The 19,036-nt window shown below is 56.3% G+C and carries 20 protein-coding genes, 1 tRNA gene and 2 pseudogenes; 14 read left to right on the forward strand and 9 right to left on the reverse strand.

The window, feature by feature from the left end; genetic code table 11:
* Positions 1-191 precede the first annotated feature (191 nt).
* Positions 192-857 (reverse strand): protein-L-isoaspartate O-methyltransferase family protein, encoded by a 666-nt coding sequence (locus EV130_RS27420; protein ID WP_196776315.1) that lies wholly within the window; start codon positions 855-857, stop codon positions 192-194.
* A gap of 345 nt (positions 858-1,202) precedes the next feature.
* Positions 1,203-2,108: a hypothetical protein gene (locus EV130_RS27425; RefSeq protein WP_132662299.1), complete on the reverse strand. Its 906-nt coding sequence runs from the start codon at positions 2,106-2,108 to the stop codon at positions 1,203-1,205.
* A 265-nt stretch (positions 2,109-2,373) separates the two neighbouring features.
* Between EV130_RS27425 and EV130_RS34050 the strand changes: the two genes are divergently transcribed.
* The 3 genes and pseudogenes from EV130_RS34050 to EV130_RS27440 all read left to right on the forward strand — a co-directional run bounded on the left by EV130_RS34050 (position 2,374) and on the right by EV130_RS27440 (position 3,996).
* Positions 2,374-2,586, forward strand: a complete 213-nt coding sequence (locus EV130_RS34050; RefSeq protein ID WP_081377049.1) for a DUF6719 family protein — start codon at positions 2,374-2,376, stop codon at positions 2,584-2,586.
* A gap of 259 nt (positions 2,587-2,845) precedes the next feature.
* Positions 2,846-2,996 (forward strand): annotated as a pseudogene (locus tag EV130_RS34290) (integrase); the annotation flags it as partial.
* Positions 2,997-3,465: 469 nt separating this feature from the next.
* Entirely contained in the window at positions 3,466-3,996 is a 531-nt protein-coding gene (locus tag EV130_RS27440) for a hypothetical protein (RefSeq protein WP_132662301.1), read from the forward strand.
* Positions 3,997-4,312: 316 nt separating this feature from the next.
* Here the strand turns inward: EV130_RS27440 and EV130_RS27445 are convergent.
* A pseudogene (locus EV130_RS27445) lies at positions 4,313-5,017 on the reverse strand (ATP-dependent DNA ligase); the annotation flags it as partial.
* Between the two features lie 109 nt (positions 5,018-5,126).
* On the opposite strand from EV130_RS27445, the gene EV130_RS27450 reads away from it, so the two are divergent.
* The 3 genes from EV130_RS27450 to EV130_RS27460 all read left to right on the forward strand — a co-directional run bounded on the left by EV130_RS27450 (position 5,127) and on the right by EV130_RS27460 (position 8,187).
* A complete protein-coding gene (locus tag EV130_RS27450) occupies positions 5,127-5,372 on the forward strand; it encodes a hypothetical protein (protein WP_132662305.1) in 246 nt (81 codons plus the stop codon).
* A gap of 1,258 nt (positions 5,373-6,630) precedes the next feature.
* Positions 6,631-7,359, forward strand: a complete 729-nt coding sequence (locus EV130_RS27455; RefSeq protein WP_245520128.1) for an SOS response-associated peptidase family protein — start codon at positions 6,631-6,633, stop codon at positions 7,357-7,359.
* A 633-nt stretch (positions 7,360-7,992) separates the two neighbouring features.
* Positions 7,993-8,187 (forward strand): hypothetical protein, encoded by a 195-nt coding sequence (locus tag EV130_RS27460; protein WP_132662307.1) that lies wholly within the window; start codon positions 7,993-7,995, stop codon positions 8,185-8,187.
* 380 nt (positions 8,188-8,567) lie between these two features.
* Here the strand turns inward: EV130_RS27460 and EV130_RS27465 are convergent, their stop codons facing one another.
* The gene (locus tag EV130_RS27465; RefSeq protein WP_132662309.1) at positions 8,568-9,125 is read right to left on the reverse strand and encodes a hypothetical protein; all 558 of its coding nucleotides are present in this window, start codon (positions 9,123-9,125) and stop codon (positions 8,568-8,570) included.
* A gap of 558 nt (positions 9,126-9,683) precedes the next feature.
* Between EV130_RS27465 and EV130_RS27470 the strand changes: the two genes are divergently transcribed.
* Complete coding sequence (locus EV130_RS27470; RefSeq protein ID WP_132662311.1) at positions 9,684-9,926, forward strand: hypothetical protein; 243 nt, start codon at positions 9,684-9,686, stop codon at positions 9,924-9,926.
* 438 nt (positions 9,927-10,364) lie between these two features.
* Here the strand turns inward: EV130_RS27470 and EV130_RS27475 are convergent, their stop codons facing one another.
* Positions 10,365-11,351, reverse strand: coding sequence for a methyltransferase (locus tag EV130_RS27475; protein ID WP_132662313.1), 987 nt, complete (start codon positions 11,349-11,351; stop codon positions 10,365-10,367).
* A 352-nt stretch (positions 11,352-11,703) separates the two neighbouring features.
* Here EV130_RS27475 and EV130_RS27480 point away from each other — a divergent pair, with 352 nt between their 5' ends.
* Positions 11,704-12,102 (forward strand): hypothetical protein, encoded by a 399-nt coding sequence (locus EV130_RS27480; RefSeq protein ID WP_132662315.1) that lies wholly within the window; start codon positions 11,704-11,706, stop codon positions 12,100-12,102.
* A 123-nt stretch (positions 12,103-12,225) separates the two neighbouring features.
* On the opposite strand, the gene EV130_RS27485 is transcribed toward EV130_RS27480, so the two are convergent.
* Positions 12,226-12,576 carry a DUF1515 family protein gene (locus EV130_RS27485; RefSeq protein ID WP_132662317.1) on the reverse strand — a complete coding sequence of 117 codons (351 nt, stop codon included), beginning with the start codon at positions 12,574-12,576 and terminating at the stop codon, positions 12,226-12,228.
* Positions 12,557-12,775, reverse strand: a complete 219-nt coding sequence (locus EV130_RS33555) for a hypothetical protein (protein WP_245520129.1) — start codon at positions 12,773-12,775, stop codon at positions 12,557-12,559. The genes EV130_RS27485 and EV130_RS33555 overlap by 20 nt, the downstream gene beginning before the upstream one ends.
* Positions 12,776-13,090: 315 nt before the next feature.
* Between EV130_RS33555 and EV130_RS27495 the strand changes: the two genes are divergently transcribed.
* The 5 genes from EV130_RS27495 to EV130_RS27515 all read left to right on the forward strand — a co-directional run bounded on the left by EV130_RS27495 (position 13,091) and on the right by EV130_RS27515 (position 17,077).
* Positions 13,091-14,101 (forward strand): RecT family recombinase, encoded by a 1,011-nt coding sequence (locus EV130_RS27495; RefSeq protein ID WP_245520130.1) that lies wholly within the window; start codon positions 13,091-13,093, stop codon positions 14,099-14,101.
* Complete coding sequence (locus EV130_RS27500) at positions 14,098-14,937, forward strand: RodZ family helix-turn-helix domain-containing protein (protein WP_132662321.1); 840 nt, start codon at positions 14,098-14,100, stop codon at positions 14,935-14,937. Before EV130_RS27495 ends, EV130_RS27500 begins: the two co-directional genes overlap by 4 nt.
* 77 nt (positions 14,938-15,014) lie before the next feature.
* Positions 15,015-15,440: an HNH endonuclease gene (locus EV130_RS27505; protein WP_132662323.1), complete on the forward strand. Its 426-nt coding sequence runs from the start codon at positions 15,015-15,017 to the stop codon at positions 15,438-15,440.
* 240 nt (positions 15,441-15,680) lie between these two features.
* Entirely contained in the window at positions 15,681-15,944 is a 264-nt protein-coding gene (locus EV130_RS27510) for a helix-turn-helix transcriptional regulator (protein WP_132662325.1), read from the forward strand.
* A complete protein-coding gene (locus EV130_RS27515; RefSeq protein WP_132662327.1) occupies positions 15,941-17,077 on the forward strand; it encodes a tyrosine-type recombinase/integrase in 1,137 nt (378 codons plus the stop codon). Before EV130_RS27510 ends, EV130_RS27515 begins: the two co-directional genes overlap by 4 nt.
* 117 nt (positions 17,078-17,194) lie before the next feature.
* Here the strand turns inward: EV130_RS27515 and EV130_RS27520 are convergent.
* Both EV130_RS27520 and EV130_RS27525 read right to left on the reverse strand, forming a co-directional pair.
* Positions 17,195-17,268 (reverse strand) — tRNA-Cys (locus EV130_RS27520).
* Positions 17,269-17,450: 182 nt separating this feature from the next.
* Entirely contained in the window at positions 17,451-17,723 is a 273-nt protein-coding gene (locus EV130_RS27525) for a hypothetical protein (protein WP_074061060.1), read from the reverse strand.
* Positions 17,724-18,688: 965 nt separating this feature from the next.
* Here EV130_RS27525 and EV130_RS27530 point away from each other — a divergent pair.
* A complete protein-coding gene (locus EV130_RS27530; protein ID WP_132662329.1) occupies positions 18,689-19,003 on the forward strand; it encodes a DUF982 domain-containing protein in 315 nt (104 codons plus the stop codon).
* Positions 19,004-19,036 lie beyond the last annotated feature (33 nt).

The following is a 19,036-nucleotide window of genomic DNA, read 5'->3' on the forward strand; positions in this document are numbered from 1 at the left end:
GAGTGGGCATCCGAATCACCCAGACCTTAGAATACCCCAGACATGAAAAAAATCAGCGAAAATCAAATGAATGGGCCCGTGCACAGTTTTGTTGCTGCAGTCTAGGCCGTCACCGCTGACGCTTTTGCGACAGGCCTAAAACAAAACGGGCGCCCCGAGGCGCCCCATTTCGCAAGATCCTGAAGCTACGATCAGAAGACGAACTCTCGAACCTTGGCAAAGCCCGGCAACGGCTTGACCGAAGCATTGAAGAACACATTTTCCGAAACCGCGCCGTTTTCGCTGAAGAACACCTTAGCGCGGGCGGCGTTGCCGTAACCCTGGACGGTGACAAGACGGCCGCCCTCGGCGAGCTGGTCGAGAAGGGCAGCGGGGACCTCCTCGACGGAGCCATTGACGAAGATCAGATCGTAAGGCGCACTGGCGCTGTTGCCCTGCTCCAGCGCGCCTGTGACGACGGAAACGTTGGCGTAGCTGGAAAGATTCTTCTTTGCTTCGGCTGCAAGCGCTTCGTCGCATTCAAGGGCAACGACCGAACCGGCAAGCATGGCCAGAAGAGCCGACGTGTAGCCCGTCCCGCAGCCGACCTCGAGGACCGCATCGTCCGTAGTAATGGCAGCGAGTTGCAGCAGCTTTGCCAGCGGTGAAGCTTCCATCAGGAAGCGCGCCGGCTTGCCCTCCGATGCCGGTGAGATTTCGACATCGTTGTCGATATAGGCCAGAGCCTTGGACTTCTCCGGTACGAAGGCCTCGCGCGGCACCGTCAGGAAGGCTGTCAGCACGGAATGCGACGTGACGTCCGTCGTACGGATCTGGTTGTCGACCATCTTTGCGCGTGCTGCTTCGAAATCCATCATATCCTCTCGCCCGTTGAACGCGGCATTGTCACCCGTCCTCTTAATCTCCGCGGCTCGCGCTTTCAAGGCACAGTAAGCAACTGCGGGAAGAATCCTCCCGCTTGAGCCGCTGTCGTTGGGCGCGGCCGGGACTGCGACTGCTGTTTGGAACAAAGAGGCGGGTGTGATATTCTTACAACCGGAGGAAAATGGAGGAGATGCAGTCCATGTCTGCCCTTTTCGAGTATCTCACGCTGTTCGACTTCTTCATCATCGCAGCACTCATCGCCATATTCTGCTGCGGCCTGCTGGATAGCGAAACGACACGATAGCGCCCAGAGCGAAGTGGATGCGCGCCCGTCCAACTTATGCGTATATCAGCGCACAAGCCTCGCTCATCGACCTCGACAGCGCTTCAAACTTGACGGCCTGCCATCTCCGGTAATCTTCGATCAGGCGGGCGGAAATCCAGAATCCCTCGCTATATTGCGATCCATCCCAGCCGATGTCGCCGAGAGCTCTCGCACGGTTCAGCACCCGCACGATTTGCGTGCGCGAAACGTGGTAGCGGCTTGCAAGATCTCCCGGCCTCAGTTCACCGATATAGCAGCGCTCCGAAAGCGCATTGGCCGAGGGAAAACGGGCCACCAGGTCATGGATCACATTGCTGCCGAGATTGGTAAAGGTGAAGGTCTTCACGCTTTCCGGCGGATCGTTCCAGCGCGAATCGGCGATGAGTGCGCGAGCAGCGGGCGGCTGGGAATAATAAAGCAGCCGTGGGTCGGCCCGGGAAAGAGCAAGCCGCTCACCCCCGTCCAACCTGTCCAGCGATGCCATGTGGCTGTCGAACCAGTTGCGGATAAGATGCTCGGCCGCTTCGGAAAGCGCCAGCGGCCGCAGTCTCTTGTCGTGGCTCTCGCGTTCGGTGAAAAGCTTGTACTGGCGCATCTGCGCTATATAGGAAGCGATCGTATTCCTGCTCGCGAATCTGTGAAGCGGCGTGAACTCGGTAAGACGCGTCACCGTCAGATCCTCGCGGCTCGCATCCGTCCGACGCTCGAAATAGAAGGCGAGCGCCGCCTGGGCGACGAGCCAACGGCGCAGATCGGACGTATAGCGCACCGCGCGCGGCGCCTCATGATAGATGCCAATGAGGCGGCTGGCCGCCTCCGTCAGCGACATGGCAAACAGCGGTGATGCCAGAAGCTCCCGAACGCTATAGCCGGCCGGAATGCGCGCGTCTTGTCGAATTTCCTGTTCAATGGCCGGCATATCGGATCACAGCGGGACTGATAAGAGCAATTCGGCCCGACCGCAGCGCCAGGCTTTTGCCTTGGAGATTTACTCCTGGAGAGGTTCGCTCATTCTCCAAAATTATATTTATCTGTCAAATAATTGCTTGGTATGCGCCGGATGCGTCCGCCCACTAGCTCCGTTCGGGCTAATCCGATTGCGAAGTTTCCATCGAGTCCAATCCACTATATCTATCTATAACAATTAACGAATAGATCGAGTGACAATGAGACGCACGATAAACATGCTTTGCGCATCTGCAGTTCTGTTCCTGGCTGGCTTCGCGCCGACAGAGGCTGCAATGAAGGTCGTAAAGCAAAAACCGACCGTTTCATCACTGGCTCCAGGCGAAGCCGTTCTCTACGATGACAAACGGTGCCCAGCCGGCATGATCGCAAGGTACGCCAGAGCCAAAAATCGGGATGAAATTAGACGCGGCCAATGCGTCCACCACTGAACCCTACCAGTCGCTCGCGGCAAAAGGTTGCCAAGCTGCCAAGACACTTTCGGGCATTTTATAGCTGCAAAGTACCAAAGGATTGAGAAGTTTGGAGGCCTCGCCCGGAGATGCGCAATTCAGCGTTTTCAAATACTTGCCGGAGCGAACTGCCACACCTGTCCAAAATAAAAATCAAGAGATATCAAAGGCAGCTGCCACACTCTGCCACACCTAACCGGCCTCTATTTCAAAGATCGCCCCATTGTCGTCGCCGCACGATCCGCTAGAGAACGCGGGCTGTTCCGATCGTATGCAGGCCGACCTGATGGGCCAGCCGGCCGCGCTACGGCGACGGCGCTGAGATGAAACGCCGGCAGCAGTTCCTCCAGGGCATCGTGTTCGCCTGGCCGCAGCTGGCGGCCGCGTGATAGAACCGGGTGTAGCAACTTGTGGAGACCTCGCGTCTGTTCCGGTTCTGTGAGGATCTGTTCTCGCGGATCAGGGGTACTGCGCGATGACAGAAAGTGCCGTTTGAAGACGCCGCATATTCAGCTTGGGAAGCTTCGTAAACGTTAAATGATTTCAACGCCGCGTTCCACTAGATTAGGGCTCCGGCGGGTAACGTCGGGGCCTTTCCTGTAACGGCAGATGGGAGTCTGAGAAATCATAGACTTGCGAAAACGTGGGACAATTCCCCAGTCCAGGAAACTATTATGCTTTCGTTTTGAATGTCTCACAGTTCTTACTGCGCAGTCATTAGGTTTTTCGAAACAGTGTCCAGCGGTTTAGGGCCGGAAAGGAGCCGCTCGCGGCGCGACTCACGACATGAGCCGGGGCGGAATTGTAAGCACCTCACGATAGTTGTATGCCTTCCTGTACATCTCCTAGGGCAACCGCATGGCTCTCAATTCCGACTACCCCCCAAACCTGAAGCTCAAACTAGGTCCATGGAAAATCGCCAAGGCGATATTGCTCATTGTCGTGGCGGGTATTCCTTTGGGCCTTATCGCTCACGGCGACATTGTTTCACGTCGAGCCTCTCCAGAGTTTGCCGGCTTCGGCCTTTTGGTGCTGGCCCTGATAACGGCTTTTATACTGTTCAAGTCTTTTAAGCTCGATCTCAGCAAACCAGTTATGTTCATGAACCAGCGAGGCATAAACTATCAGCCCGTCTCCAATCTTATCCCGTGGGAAGCTGTCGAAAAGATCGAAGTTCACACGGCTTATCGAACGGAGTCGCTGCATGTAATCCTGAAAAAAGAAACTGATGCCGTCCTGTTGTCTGAGCTCTCACGCTGGAACAATCGCTTCGGCCCGAGAACTATCGTCGTACCTTTGAATGGGTTCGACGGGTTTTCTCCTCAACAGGTAAAATCGATCGTGTACAGATATTTCCGGGAGTCTGGCGGGAACGGCACCTTGAAATAATGATGGGTTTTTTATCAGCAGCTCGGGAAGCTTGGAAACCTTGGATTTAAATCAACAAAGCGTTTCACTAACAATGAGCGCCGGTTAACGTAGCGTAGGGTAGCGCATCTGACTTAACCGACGAACTTACAGGGAATCACGAATGTTGGAAATTCATGATGGCGTTACCGATGCCATTGCTAACGCCCAAGTTATCTATTCGGGCCAGATTGCGTTGTCACCGCGACAGCGCAGCTTCCGCGTGACAACCGATGACCCGGCAATGGTGTTCGAAGTGTATTTTGGGTCCTCCTCCTCTAAAGAATCGGCGGCCTCAGAAGCCGTCGCTCTGAACACATTTGATCTTCAGCCAGTCGCCAAGTCGGCCGGAGCGATATTTACTCTCCCGGTCTTTGGCAATGATACCCTCGGGGCCGTGGTCGCAGGCAGCAATAAATAATCGGTCTCCGTCGGCCTCGATCTCTTCAGAGAGCCGGATGACATCGTCCCTGCTCTCGATCAACCCTTCGAGCAGATGCCGGCGCGCGGTGAATTCCAATTTCCTCAGATCGCGAACGTCGAAATAGAGCAGATCGAACGCCATGAAGATCGCTTCATCTGAGGTCCGCTTGCCGCCGCGACCGCCGAGCGATTGCTGCAGCAGGCCGAAATCCGACCGGCCTTGCTCATCGAGAACGACCGCCTCACCGTCAAGGATCGCCGTTGCAACGCCGAGTTTCTTCGCCGCTTTTGCAATCGCCGGGAACCGATCCGTCCAGTCATGGCCGCCCCTGGTGATGATGCGAACGCCTTTCGGCTCGATGTGCACAGCAAGGCGATAGCCGTCCCATTTGATTTCGAAGGCCCACTCCGGCCCCTTTGGCGGCCTTGGCTTCAGCAGCGCCAGGCACGGCTCGACGCGTTCGGGCATGGGATCGAGGGGAAGATTGGGCTGCGCTGGATCTCGAGGCTTGCGGGGCCGGGATCGAACCGGCGCGTCGGATTCGCTGAGAAGCGGTTTTGATTTTGGTGGCTTCGTCATCGATCCGGCTTGACCCTACGCTACGCGTGCGCCATTTCATATGTAGCTCGGGCGGGAGCTTTCCATAATCATTTCGACATGCGGCGGTCGATCCTTGCGAGGATTAAGCATGCGCCGCTTTCAGCCGATCCGGAATTGGACACCCGGATATATCAACACCTGCCCCTACCACATCGACATCATGGTGAAGTGCGCAGCCTGCGGAGAGACGCGAGAGTTTCAGCGCGACAATCTACCCATGGCAATGCGGCATGCGCTCATCACTGAGATCGAAGAGCGGCTGAAATGCTCGGCTTGCGGCGCGAAATCCGGCAAGCTGCTGTTTGGAAGCTATATCGGCGATGACAGAAGCTGAGGACTTCCATCTCGAAGATCTTGGCAGGCAGAACATCATGCCTCACCACGGCTGGGAACCGACGGCGCGAGAGGCTTCGAGAAAGGTCGAAGAGCACGAGCAGATTAGAGCGCTGCATCGACGGTAGAGAATTTACTCTTCATCCTGCGTTCAGGATCGATCTTCGAAAAAATGCACGTTGGCCTGCGTCAGGTTGAGCATCACTAATCTGAGGTGCACATATTTTACAATGTCAGATTGTCGCTCAATTTGTCTCTCCAATAGCAGCGGCTGTACGTCGGTATTATTGTCCACGCTTCACCAAATTAAATAAAGACAAAACAAATATTGCTATAATTATTATACCGAGCAAATTCGCTATGTAATAATACTGGAAATTTTGATCCCGGCCAAAAAGCAAATCAAGTAAATAGCACCTCGCCCTCGTGCACGACTGATTGAGATCAGGAGTCAAATAATCGAAGATGATTATTACCAGGGGAGATACTGCACACAATGCGATAAGATTTTCTCGTTTTTGGTCAGACGAGACGAATAGTGGGCGGGATCCTACGGTTGCACGGCTAAACGCAAGTTTCAGAAGCATATAGTATATAGTTGCCGCCAGGCACTGCGCAGCAAAAAGGCGCAAAGGATGCGTGGGGGCAATTGTATAAAATGCGAGCGACGATACAACTGCACCAATAAATATAGCTGCGAAAAAATTTAATATAGTGTGATTTACGCGTACAACCAGGCCACGTATGTAAAATAATAACGATAATAGCGTAATTATAACGGTTCCAAACCCAATGTTATAAAATCCGAACTCCGGCATTGAATTCTATTCCACCTCCAGGACAAGTCATGTCGTGCTGAAGGAGATCCTATATAGAACTGAAAGTGCTCCCAGAACGCAGCAACAACAGTTCGACCGCTTAACCACTTATACGGGTAAGTTTAACTCCGTCAAGGTAGGTTTTGCCTGTCCTGGAGAAGGCGGGGAAGCTGCGGTTTGGCAGACGATAAGACAACGTGGAGTTTTGGCCGAGGCTTTTTCCAAGTTACTCCGACCAAGGAGAATGTCCCCTGCGCCGCGGTAATCAGCCGTTGATCGACGCGGAATAATGATAGGCCGCGCCGATCTCCGATAATATCCGCAAATTGTCGTAGATTTTCGAAAATTTGCGCCGCTATATTTCGAACACGCTGGAACGGCCAGTTCATCGACACAGACGAAGTTTCAAAACGCGGCTACTGGGAGCCGAGGGAGGGAAATGTGTGCAATCTCTACCGGATGCTGAGCAACCAGGAGGCAATCCGCGCGATAACCCGAGCGATGATCGACAGCACCGGCAATCTGGAGCCGATCGTTGAAATGTGGCCCGACAGAATGGCGCCGATCGTCCGCAACACACCGGGCGGCCGGGAGCTGGCAAATGTGCGATGGGGCCTGCCGAGTTCGTCACAGGCGCTGTTTCAGGCGGCCACCAAGCGAGCGGACTCTCTGCGCAAGAAAGGCAAGGACGTCGATTTCCAGGAGCTTCTGAAAATGGAGCCGGACGGCGGAACAACCAATGTCCGCAACGTCGAAAGCAGACATTGGAAGCGCTGGCACGGCGTCGAGTTTCGTTGCGTCGTTCCCTTTACGGCCTTCGCCGAGCCGGACCCGGCCGGCAAGCCCGAAGGTGGCAGAACGCCAAATGCGTGGTTTGCGGCCAACCCCGATTGTCCGCTGATGTTCTTCGCTGGATTTTGGGTGCCGCAATGGCAGAGCGTCCGCAAGATCAAGGAAGGCCTGGTGACGGCTGATCTCTACGGCTTCCTGACTACCGAGCCGAATTCGATCGTCGCGCCGATCCACGAGAAGGCCATGCCGGTCATCCTGTCGAATGAGCATGAAATCGAGACCTGGCTGACGGCTCCATGGGAAGAGGCGCGTGCGCTGCAGCGTCCGCTGCCGAATGACAAGCTCGTACGCTTGCCTGTCGAGCTGGAAGTCGCGTGATGTACGACAACGAGGGACACACATTGGCCTCCCAAAGATCACGCAAACGAAATCCTCAAACACCACATCTTGTAATTTGGGCAATGGTGTTGCTGTCAGCTTATACAGCTACGGCTGGTCAGAGCTTGCCACCTATGCCAGCTTCTCAAGACGAATTTGCACTATACGTGCGCTCACTAATGGAAAAGACCGGAGGCGACCGGTCCTTGATGGCTCAAGACCTCACGCGCGCTGGGTTTAGTTGTAATCCAATAACGAAAGCTTTCAGTTGCGTTCGCCTCGGATGCAAGAAAAGGCTCCTTGGACGAGGTTCTCTTCTTCAGTGGTATGTTGGAATGAAGCCGGACGCCGAGCGAGGGCTAACGTACGCACCTTCCTTCATTCACTATCGATGGCTCCTGAAATGCGTGCCCGATCCAAAAGTGGCTGAACAGCGATTTCTACGTGGAGAAGGGGTCGAATGAATTCGCTGTATAAAAGGACTGGGATCAGAAGCTGCGGGCAATGGAATGAGGGGGCTTGCTGGTTTTGGTCGGAAGATGACCGCCCCTATGATGAGAGGCTTTGCTCTTCCAGATACAGCGAGTATGCCTATGGCAACACGCAATACGAAAGGACTGGGACATGTCCCATTTGGAAAAACTGAAGAGCAATCGGTACATTTTCCAATTTTACGTCGGCAAGGCTGAAGTACGAGCCGCAAAGGCGACGGAGGATCGAGACTTCGAGCTGGCCGATCTTCTCGGCAGCCTCAGCAGCATTATCCGCGAGGAAATTCAGGAGCTCGACGAAGAAATTGCTGATTGGGAGTATGAAGAGGCGAACTAGGAACATTCAGCAGACCTGGTATGTTCGGCGGAATGGATCGTGCGATAGCCAACGCCACTAGGTCCTTCGGAATTTGGTCCCTGCGAATGCGGGGAAGAGAGAAATCCTGAGAGCTTCGCTCCGAGACCCGTGATGGTCGAAACGGCTCCCGAAAGGGGCCGTTTCCCTTTCAAGGTTTGATCGGCTTCTTTCTGGTAGCGCTGTAGACGCTTGCCGGTTGCTTGTTTTGCACCAGGTGCTTGAACTTAACCTCTCCGAACGTATCAGGTGCTTTCTCCTTACACAGAAGGGCCGACGTGACGATCATGTGAAGCCCGTACGGCAGGCCCTTCACCTTGTCGAGGGTGAAGATGATGGCGTAAAGGGACGCGACATTCGAGTCAGCACTCCGGCAGAACCGACCGAACCTCTCTCAAGTAGCGTTCGATGGGTGCAAGCTCCTCAATGCCCGGCATGTTTCTCACGGCCTCGTCCGGCCTGCACCACGGGTAAGGCAGGCTGGTGACCCAGATCATAACCCTATCGAGTTGATTTGCCGGAAGGATTTGCATCTCATCGATGGTGATAACTAGCCTTTCGACCAGGCACCGCGCATCGGACGAGAAATACCAGTCATAGCGGCCGCTCCCAACCCGGATCGCGCCGTTGTTCTTGGCCGACATGCAGACGAACCAATGACTGGGAAAGTGACGTCGATTAGCCTCCGTTGGCCGCGCCAGGCAGAAGGTGTAGACATTCTCGAAGTCATTCGCGAAGCGACGACTCAGTATCTCTTCGATTGCGGCCAGTCCGTTGGCAGAACTTGGAAAGGAAATGGCCTCTGTCTTTACGACCATTTCTAGCTGAGCCTTTTCAGCAAAGGCGCGGCGCATCAGGAACGGACGGTTTCCGTCCTTAGCATAAAAATATGTGCTGACGGTTTCGTAGGGACTCGGCATGGGTCTCTCCCTGCTTCAAAGCTAGGCTCATTACCTGCTTCGCGCCAGTGTGATCCCCTTTTCGCGCAGATGATCAACAAGCACTGCTCTCAGGCCGCTTTCCGCCAGAGACTGACCGATACTGGGCGTTGGCGGACCATATACTGGCACATCGAATGACGAAACATCTTTCAGAACGCTTGATGAGCAAAGTCGCTCAACTAATCAGAATTGACTAAGAACATCGCTCAATTAGTAATTGATTGGACTTAGCGCCTGCTATATCGTGCTCCATCTTGTCGAAAACCATGCGTCCTATTCCGACTGTACACTGCAGTCGGAAGGGATGATCTTTGGCTGTTTGGGGGAAGTTCTCAGACGGCATGCATATCAGGTGTTGAGGCCGATAGCCGAACATCAACGAGGGAGATTCCAACATCCTTTAGCTTCCGCCGCAAGGCGGGGACGAGGATTGTTGTCCGATTGGCGACCAACGCCAGAGGGAAGCCAGCATATCACCAAAAAAGAACGCTCTGGCACATCCTTAAATGAGCGAACACCAATCAAGGAGCATGTACCATGTCGAAACTTGTACCTCCCGTTCTCACGGCCGTGGCAGTCCTACTCAGTGGGCTTCAGCCGACGTTTGCTGCCAGCAGCAACTCGCGAGATGTAACTACAACCATGGGTGAAAGCGGCAATCCGCCGCCGAACGACAATGCGGGAACCAGCAACGGCACCAAGGAAACCTCAACAAACAAGGGTAATCCGGACAACACCAACTGCAATGACTGCGGTTCGAGTGGGCCAGGCAACAATTAGGGGTTAACCGGATAACACCAAGTCACATTGAAATGGCGGCTCGCAACAGCATTGTTTGACTGACGAGCCGCTCATCGCGGAAATGCGCCAACGGACTGTGTCGATTCCTATGACGACGAACATTCCCGCGTCAGCATGAATTACATGAGCGGTAAGATCGCGACGGTAGCATCGTCTGAAGAGGTCATAGCGAGCTTGGCAGCCCGCTCCTAGTTGTTCGCTTCACTCCGCCATGTCGTACACCGGCGACGAGCCAAGGGCGGGAATGCGCCAACACCAGTCATTGTGCACCATTGTCTCTCCGGCCAAATGAGGCCGCAAACGGATAGTCAGCTTTCAAGTTGGACGGGCTTGAAAGCAGACCAGCGCGTTTGGTGTGGTAAAGTTAGCTTCGCGCCTCGGAGTGCCTTGCGTCCGAAACCAACCATTCAGCCACGATCAGCCCGTGAGGCGCGCACGAAACAACGTGGAGCCGTCCGTCAGGCGCGACCTAGAGATATCCCGCAATCCAGCCTCGGTCATCCACGCACGATACTGACCTTCAGTGTACGATTCGCCGTGGCGATAGAGGTTCAAGAAGGTGAGATTCAGAAAGACACCCTCAGGCGGGCCAAGGCGGTCGTCATCGACAACACCCCACCCCGCAATTGCGATCTCGCCTCCGGGTGTGAGGCAACGCGCCGCGTTCAGGATCGAACTGCGCGCCTGGTCCGGCGGAAGGACCTGGACGACGGCCTTCAGGATCGCCAGATCGTGCCGACCGTTCGATGGCGCGACAGTTATGTCCCCCTCTTCGACAACCACGTCGTTGGCACCGTATTCTGACAGGATATCTGGCGCGACCGCTGCGACCGTTGGGAGTTCCATCAGCGTCGCCGCAATCTGGGGCCGCCGCTCGCGAAGGCCAACGAGAATGGTCCCGGGCCCCCCACCGATGTCGATCACCGAACCGATCGCCGAGAGGTCTATCTCCTGGGCCAGATGTCGGCCGAAAATCACCCCACCCGGTGCGAGCATGCGGCTGAACGCCGCCGCGGCCTCAGGCCCCGCTTCGGAAAAGTCGTGCAGCGCAGCCGGCCGGTTCTGTCGCAGCGACTCTGCGGTTAGCAGGTCGGCTCCCCAGAGCTCGCGCAGGAGCGCATGATCGCCGCCGCGATAGGTCGGCTTGGACGCGTCGAGGAAGGCGGACGCTTCGGCTCCGTTGCGAAATTGGCCATCCTTGACTTCGAGGAGACCGATGCTGGCGAGCGCGTAGAGGAGCCGCGACAGACGGTCGGGCTCGACTTTGAGCACGGCCCCAAGGCTGTCAGCAGTCACCGCGCTGCCACCAAGTTGGGTGAAGATGCCAAGGTCTAGCCCGGCGCGAAGCGCCAAGGCGGGGGGCACCGCTGCGATCAGGTTGTCGATCCGATCAGAATCCACCATGTCACGTCCCCTTCCGCGATCCAGGACCGACTTCGAAGCAGCTCCATAAAATTAGAACCTCCGTTCTCCGGAAAGTGAAGACAAAATCATTGTTTCGAGCGACCGACACGATGACGTAACAGATAATCTTAGCAAAGCTGAACGAACGTCGGCTTCTGAGAATGTCTATCGCCGCCTCGAACGGCCGACAAGGCGCGAAGCCGACACTATATTTAGCTGAGTGATTGGCCGCTTTGGGCCGACTGTGGAAGCTTTGCCTTGGCCGGATTGCGCCAAGAGCGGTCACCCGATCAGATTGCAACGAAAAGTGGCAACTTCTAAGTGATCTAACTGATGGTCATAAGGGAAGCTGATGAAGCGTCGGTTCACCACCCTCAAAAGTGTCTTGTTCATGCTTGCGACGACGGTACTCCTTGTCGTGTTCGTTAAGGCGGGTTTCAACTACAGCGGAGTTTGCACCGAGGGTATCGCCGCTTGGCGATGGCACCGTGTTGAACCGAATGAGCTCCAAATCGTTCTTCGCGAAAGAGGCGGCATCAACGAAAGCATCCGCACGGAATATTCCTTCCCCAATCGCTGGGAGGTGCCAGGCGATGAATATCAACCAGCTACCTTCTTGGACAAAATTCGAGGTCGAGCCTCCCTGCTGGTGAAGTATCATCAGCCTTGGCTTGATAATGGGAATTATTTGATTACTGGCGGCTATTTCTACACCCCCAACTGCATCAGTGCATGGAGACCGCCGGAATAGATGCAATCGGCGTTGCTCAACGGTGTGTCAACGACCGCTTAGGGCCGAAAGTCGCCTTTGGTGGCATCTGCTATAAGACCGCTTTTTGGGAAATCGTCTTTCACGAACACCGCGCACTTCTCGCTATCTTCCGAGAATAATCGCGCCAATCCTCCGGATGGCATCCGCGAACGTGACCCCCATCGCCATACCGCCGATGCCGATAACGGCGAGCGCGCCGATACCCATTAGCTTCCACCGTTTGACGTCGTCAGTCACCGGCCGCATCTCCGAAATATCCTCCTGAACGGCCGCCACAGTGCCCTCGACCTTGCCCACTCGGTCTACCAGCATATCCATGCGCTGATACATGGTGGCGCGGCTACTGTCCGACTTGATCTCCGATTGGCGAAAGGCGTCACGCAGGTTGCGAATTTCGGCAAGCACTTCCCCGATCTGCTGATGCATCCGGGGATCAAATTCTGTTGGCGACATTCGCTATCCCCCTGCGATAGGTTTTGTAAGCTGACACCGAGCGATAGCAGGTTCCGTATCCGTCGCGCAGACCGAGCACGTAGTCTGCGACCTGGCGGTCAGTGGCGGTGTCGGGATCGATCGCTTGCGGCGGCTCCGGGCACACCAGCTGCGCTTCCGGATCGTCCTGGGTCTCGTATCGGATCGAGGCCTCCGGCACCTTTACGATGTTCTGCGTTCCACTGGCGCGCTGCGCTGAAGAACCCGGCTGGCATCGGCAAGACCCTTCCGGTCCATGAAGGCGATCCGCAGCAGGGCTATTACCGCGTCCGCTACGGCAAGGATAAGCCGTTCGAACCTGTAGCGATCTGGAAGGACGAAGGGGGGCGCCTGGCTCGCATATCGCTCCGGCCGCGAGGCTCAGGCCGAAGACATCTGGACCTCCTGCTGCCGTCACCCGGTTTCCTACGAGGCATATAACGAGGCGCTCGCTGGCAAGGGCTGGCCTGATGACGACAAGGTAGTTGCTGCCCAGGTGAAGCCGCCAGAGCCGACGATCGGTGATAATTCGGAAACGGTCGACGAGGCGGAAACGCTCAAGGATCAGATCGCCGCAGCCCTCGCCGGTGTGGAGGCTTACGACAAGATCTCCAACGACAAGACCGCGGCTAAGGCTCTCTCGCTCCGCAATCGCCTGAGCCCCACGCCAATCACTGATTGCGACGATGGCCGCAAAGTTCAACATGGAGCCGAAGGCTTTCGAGGCCACGGTCCGCTCCACCGTCATGCCGCGAACCATACGAACGAGCAGTTCGCGGCGCTGATGATGGTCGCCAAAGAATACGACCTGAACCCGTTGCTAAAGGAAATCTATGCTTTCCCGGCTAAGGGCGGTGGCATCGTCCCGATCGTCTCGATCGACGGGTGGGTGAACCTCGTCAACTCCCATCCGGCCTGCGACGGCTTCGAATTTGAGTTCGAGCATGCCGAAGACGGCACGCTCATTTCCTGCACTTGCCGCATGTATCGCAAGGATCGCGGTCGGCCTGTTTCCGTCACCGAATACCTGAACGAGTGCATCCGCTCGACAGATCCTTGGAAGATGAAGCACCGCATGCTTCGTCACAAGGCGATGATCCAGGCAGCGCGCTATGCCTTCGGCTTCTCCGGAATCTATGACGAGGACGAAGGCTCCAAGATTGCCGAGATCAAGGACATCACCCCTCCGAAGCCACCAGTTCCACCAGCGCCGCCGGAAGAGAAGGTCCTGGATTGTGACATCATCGAAGCCGATGCCGTTATCGAGAACGAAAGGCCAGCCGGCGCGATCGATCCTCGCGAAGACGCGAACGGTGCTGACTTCGATCCGACAGAGTTCTTCCAGGCGCTCGAAGCCGAGATGGCGGAGGCAAACACAGTCGAAGACGTTGAGGAGGTCTGGACCGCCCGCGATCCGATGGCCGTGTTCGATGGCGATGACGTCAATCAGGGCATTGCCAAGGCGATCAAGAACCGGCGCCTGAAGGAAATCGGAGGTGCGGCATGAAGGGTGATTTCCCCGCACTCCGCATGATCATCGAAGGCGGCCGGCTTGCTCCGGCTGGCCAGTTCGACCAGGAGCGCTTGAACAGCTACCGCCGCGGCACTGTCGTCTTCGTCCACTTCACCGAAGAGAAGGACCGCGTCCTGGTCCGCAAGTGGTGGGCTATCCTCGGCCTTGTCGTGAAGCAGTGCGACACGCCCTGGAAGACAAAGGAAGAAGCCAGCGAGGCGATCAAGCTCGCGCTCGGCATCGTCAACCTGTCGAAGACCGTCGGCGGCCAGTTCATGCAGTATCCGAAATCGCTGAAAGAGCTCGACGATCCCGAGATGGCCGAAGCGCTCGAAAACATGACCGAGCTGCTGAGCCGCATGACCGGCGTCGATGTCGCCACGCTGAAAAAGGAAACCGCTCATATCGTCGAGGATCCGCACGATCCGGAGACCCGCGAAGTAATCGAACACGAAACGCCCGAATCCGATGCGCATTCCCCCGCGTCGGACGAAGCAGACGCCCCGCCCCCTGCGTCTGCCGAGGGATCAGAGCAGCCCACCTCTGATCCCTCCTCCCATACCGATGTTCCCCCCGCCGGGGCATCGGAACCGGCCGGCGATCCTAACCCTTCCTCGGGATCGCCGGCCATTGATGATCCAGAGCGCGATATCCTGATCCGGTACGCCCGCGATGTTCTGCCGATGGCTGCCGATCGCGATGCGACAGGCGCGGCCCTTGCTGCAGTCGAGAAGGAATATGCCGCCGGCGAGTTCAAGACGCTGTCGCCAGCAGGGCTGGAGAAGGCCAAGGCGATTTCCCGGTCGATGCGGGCGATCTTTCAACAATGAAACCAAGCTTGGAGGCGCGTTGTCTCACTTCGCTGAGGTGCTGGATTGCACGGTCGACGATCTGAAAGAGCCGGCCAATGGCTCGACGTGAGTTCAGCCGAAACCAGAAGGAAGAGATCATCGAGCGCGCCAGGAACGCCGAAGGCAAGGTCGCCTGCGAGCGTTGCGGCTTGATCCTGAAGAAAGGGACTTGGGAAATCGATCACATCATCCCGGAGGCCTTGCGCCCCGAAGTCGACAAGAAGGCGAAGATCACGATCGCCGAAGGTCAGTTGCTCGGAAAAGATTGCTGCCACCGCGGCGAGGAAGGCAAGACCAACAAGGATGTCTCCCAGATCGCCAAGGCGAAACGCCAGTACAACGGCGCCAATGGGCTGAAGAGGCCGAAGCAGCCGATCAAGTCGCCGGGCTTCCCCAAGGCTGAGAAGGCCTCGAAGCGCAGCTCGGAGCAGCCTCTGCCGCCTCGGGCGCTCTACAAACCGGCTGAGGAGACGAGCCGATGAAGCTCGGTATCCGACAACTCGAACTCCTCCGATCGGTTGGCACCACGGCCGCCCTTGTTGTTCCTTGCGCCATCAGCCGGCGCTTGTGCGAACTCGGGCTTATGAAAGCCGAACGCCCGGACGGAAGTTTCTCCCATGTTACACCCTCTGGCTTGCGGGCGCTTGCCGATGCCGCGGAAGAAGGGAGCATCGATCTTTTCGTTATGCCTGTGGATAAGCCTTGTGGAGATCGGGGGTAACATGAACACGACCGTTGACCTCAGTCGCAACGTCCCCCGCCTTGGATTGAACAGGTCCGAAGTCGCTATGGCGATCGGGGTGAGCGCGAACACGGTCGATCTCATGGTCGAGGAAGGTTATCTTCCGAAGCCGCGGAAATGGCATACTCGCAAAGTCTGGCTCGTCTCTGATATAGTCACCGCGATGGCTTCGTGGCCCGAAGATGGCATTCCGAGGCAAAGGGAGGACGCCGACGACAGCGACGACTGGCGGGCGTCTGCATGACAGACGTGGCAAATATCGATCTGCCTTACGTTGAAAAGAACAAGAGCCGCCACGGTACGCTGCGCTATTATCTGCGCATCGACGGCGCCCGCATCTGCCGGCTGCCAGACGATATCAACTCCGAAGAGTTCGCAACCGCCTATTGGAAGGCTCGTAAAGCCGCCCAGCCGATCGTGGAGCACGGCGGAGAGCCGAAGCCTGTATCGCTCATCGTGAAGCCGAACACCTTCAGGTGGCTCTGCATGGAGTATATGCGCAGCAATGCGTTCACAGCTCTTGATCAGACGACGCAGACGAGACGGCGGAATATCCTGGAGGGGATGTGGCAGGAGCCTTTGAGCGAGAAGGATGATCGACCTTTCGCTGACATCCCTCTGCCGAAGATGACGGTCGGGCACGTTGAAGTGCTTCGCGACCGGAAGAAGGAGGTGCCGTTCGCCGCGGATGAGCGCCTAAAGGTTCTCCGCCAGGTCTTCGAAACCAAGAAGGATGGCAAGCAGATCACGCCGAACATCGCGCGCCTGGTCGATCCTTTCCGAGCACATACGGACGGACATGAGACGGCGAAGCCGGAAGACGTAGCCCGCTTCATCGAGCACCACGGAATCGGTTCAAAGGCGGCGCTCTATATCGCTATCCAGATGTACACCGGCTTGCGTGTATCGGATCTCGCCGTCCTCGGGCCGCAACATCGGCGCCGGGATGCATTCAAGCTCCGGCTCTTCAAGAATCGCAACCGGACACCCGTGGACATCGAAATCGCCATTCACCCTATCCTCGAAGGCGTCCTGGCAACACACAAGATCACGGCGCTGACGTATCTCGTCACCGAATTCGGCAAGCCGTTCAGCGTCAAAGGTCTTGGTAATCGGATTTCGGATTGGTGGAGACAGGCAGGAATGCCGCATCTAACATCGCATTCCGTGCGCAAAGGGCTTGCCACGGATGTCGCCCATAACGAAGCGACGGATAACATGCTTGAAGCGATGTTCGGGTGGAAGGACGCTAAGACGTCGAAAATTTATACCCGGGATGCGAACCGGGCCCGTCTCGCGAGACAGGCAGTAGCGAAGATAAATTGGGACGGAATCGGCACGAAATTGCTGCCGCCGGCTGATGGGACGAGCGGCTAAACCGGGAACGGATTGCCACACCTAGCTTTGGTGTGGCGGAACGGTTCAAGTCCAAATTGCCACACCTGAAAAATATTCAGGTAAAATCAATTACTTACGACCAAGGTGAAGGAAGTATGGAGGCCTCGCCCGGAATTGAACCGGGGTACAAGGATTTGCAGTCCTCTGCGTCACCACTCCGCCACGAGGCCTCACCTCTGACCGACATTGAAAATATCGTGTGGTGGCGCGGATTTAGAATGATCCTAACGGAAGTGCAAGAGGCTTCATTCTGAATACGATCTTTTTTCATTCTGAATAGCCGTTTGTGAAGCTTTCCGAAGAAAACCCCGCATTGTGACTGCGGGGTCCTTTCGTAGTCCGTAGCCTGATTTTACTGACAGTTGCCGGCGGCATTTTTGATTTGGCCCGGAGCGCAGTCAGAAGATTCTTGCTTGCCCTGGGAGTCCTTGTCTTTATCGGAGGCACTCGTCCCAGAGGGTGAAGTGCCAGACTGGGTAGCGGTACCTGAAGTGTCGCCGGTCTGGCCAGAACCACTAGTTCCACCAGTACCGCCAGTCCCGCCCGAGCCGCCGCTGGCCTGAGCCATGGCCGAAGTTGCAAGACCGATCGAAAGCGCAAAGACCGTGATGAATTTCAGAAGCATTGGATGATCCTCCATTTTGGCTTCGGTTCTGATCCACCGAACCTTGGCGAGAGGAACAGGTTCCTACCAATTGTCTCACTCGGTCTGATAAATCTCCGCATTGTCATCGGGATGCCGCAGCCCCTTGTATGACGACTCCCACGGCCTGCCGTCATTCGACGATATTTGACCTCTGTAACCGGCGGGCAGTTCATGCAGGCACAGCAGAGGAATCATCCAGCCGGAGCCTAGTGCCTGGGCCGAACACGCCCTCGGTCAGTTCCTTTGTCCGGAACCGCACTAATACCTTTGGGCTAGTTTACCGGCAGATCGTCTCGCCCATCTTATAAGGGCCGCGCACCCCTATGAGCGGTATTCGTCACGTTTACTTTGCCTCGCCGATCGACAGCGGGGCTTTTTTTTAGATCGGCTCACCAACGCCGCGTAAGTTCCCGCTCAATGCGAAGATCTTCGCAGATTCAGGACGTCGGCGACAGTTGATGCCGTGCCAGGGCGCTATGATAGGAACATTTGCCTGTCCTGGATGTTAGGAAAGTGGGCCGCGTGGCCACAGCCCTCCTGTGACGTGCAATGATCGTTGCACCGCTACGCGGCCCGCCATCTCACAAACGCGGCGCGATTTGCAGCTACCTCCCATGAATGGTCGCGCCTGACCGGCGGAAGGCAACAGCAAAGGTGACGTCATCGCCATGCCGCTGATGCCGATGACGGCAAGCGCGGGCGCATTTCTGAAATGTCTTCCTGAACAGCCGCGACAGTTCCGCTGCCATGCCGACCCGGTCGACCGGCATATCCATGCGCTGTTTGCGAGCGGGGCGACCGAGGCAAGGCAAGTGTCAGGCGGTATAGAGATCGATGTTCTGTTCGGATTCGTACCTGGACGCCTAATAGCCCCTTTGGGTGATTGATCGTCTCAAATGCCTTTCATAAGTTTTTGCGCATCTGCATATCAGGGGGAGGGAAAAATGACATCGATCGCTCAGTTTGGCAGCGCTGTCTACGTCCATCGAATGTATTTTATTGACGAAATCACAAGTCTCGACGAGGTGGTCGACTACCTGGAGAATTGGCCGGAAGAACGACGAGGCCTGGCATACGAGACGCTGCTGAAAGCATGCCATGAAGCTGCCGCCGGTAGATTTCCGGTCGGTGCCGTGCGGGAGAATTTTCGACGCTTCGTCAAGAAGGCCGATATGCTGGCTGAAAATCAGGAGAGTTCTGTATTCGCAAACGAATCGCCTCAACCGATGACGACAAATACCATCACAGCCCGCCCGTAACCCGGGGCGGGTTTCAATTTGCTGCATAAAGTG

It is taken from the genome of Rhizobium azibense, assembly GCF_004342325.1.
Classification (GTDB): domain Bacteria; phylum Pseudomonadota; class Alphaproteobacteria; order Rhizobiales; family Rhizobiaceae; genus Rhizobium; species Rhizobium etli_B.

Bases quoted from the DNA above. Each gene is read 5' to 3' on its own strand.
- EV130_RS27420 (WP_196776315.1), bottom strand. From the start codon at position 857: ATGATGGATTTCGAAGCAGCACGCGCAAAGATGGTCGACAACCAGATC.
- EV130_RS27425 (WP_132662299.1), bottom strand. From the start codon at position 2,108: ATGCCGGCCATTGAACAGGAAATTCGACAAGACGCGCGCATTCCGGCC.
- EV130_RS34050 (WP_081377049.1), top strand. From the start codon at position 2,374: ATGCTTTGCGCATCTGCAGTTCTGTTCCTGGCTGGCTTCGCGCCGACA.
- EV130_RS27440 (WP_132662301.1), top strand. From the start codon at position 3,466: ATGGCTCTCAATTCCGACTACCCCCCAAACCTGAAGCTCAAACTAGGT.
- EV130_RS27450 (WP_132662305.1), top strand. From the start codon at position 5,127: ATGCGCCGCTTTCAGCCGATCCGGAATTGGACACCCGGATATATCAAC.
- EV130_RS27465 (WP_132662309.1), bottom strand. From the start codon at position 9,125: ATGCCGAGTCCCTACGAAACCGTCAGCACATATTTTTATGCTAAGGAC.
- EV130_RS27470 (WP_132662311.1), top strand. From the start codon at position 9,684: ATGTCGAAACTTGTACCTCCCGTTCTCACGGCCGTGGCAGTCCTACTC.
- EV130_RS27475 (WP_132662313.1), bottom strand. From the start codon at position 11,351: ATGGTGGATTCTGATCGGATCGACAACCTGATCGCAGCGGTGCCCCCC.
- EV130_RS27480 (WP_132662315.1), top strand. From the start codon at position 11,704: ATGAAGCGTCGGTTCACCACCCTCAAAAGTGTCTTGTTCATGCTTGCG.
- EV130_RS27485 (WP_132662317.1), bottom strand. From the start codon at position 12,576: ATGTCGCCAACAGAATTTGATCCCCGGATGCATCAGCAGATCGGGGAA.
- EV130_RS27500 (WP_132662321.1), top strand. From the start codon at position 14,098: ATGAAGGGTGATTTCCCCGCACTCCGCATGATCATCGAAGGCGGCCGG.
- EV130_RS27505 (WP_132662323.1), top strand. From the start codon at position 15,015: ATGGCTCGACGTGAGTTCAGCCGAAACCAGAAGGAAGAGATCATCGAG.
- EV130_RS27510 (WP_132662325.1), top strand. From the start codon at position 15,681: ATGAACACGACCGTTGACCTCAGTCGCAACGTCCCCCGCCTTGGATTG.
- EV130_RS27515 (WP_132662327.1), top strand. From the start codon at position 15,941: ATGACAGACGTGGCAAATATCGATCTGCCTTACGTTGAAAAGAACAAG.
- EV130_RS27525 (WP_074061060.1), bottom strand. From the start codon at position 17,723: ATGCTTCTGAAATTCATCACGGTCTTTGCGCTTTCGATCGGTCTTGCA.
- EV130_RS27530 (WP_132662329.1), top strand. From the start codon at position 18,689: ATGACATCGATCGCTCAGTTTGGCAGCGCTGTCTACGTCCATCGAATG.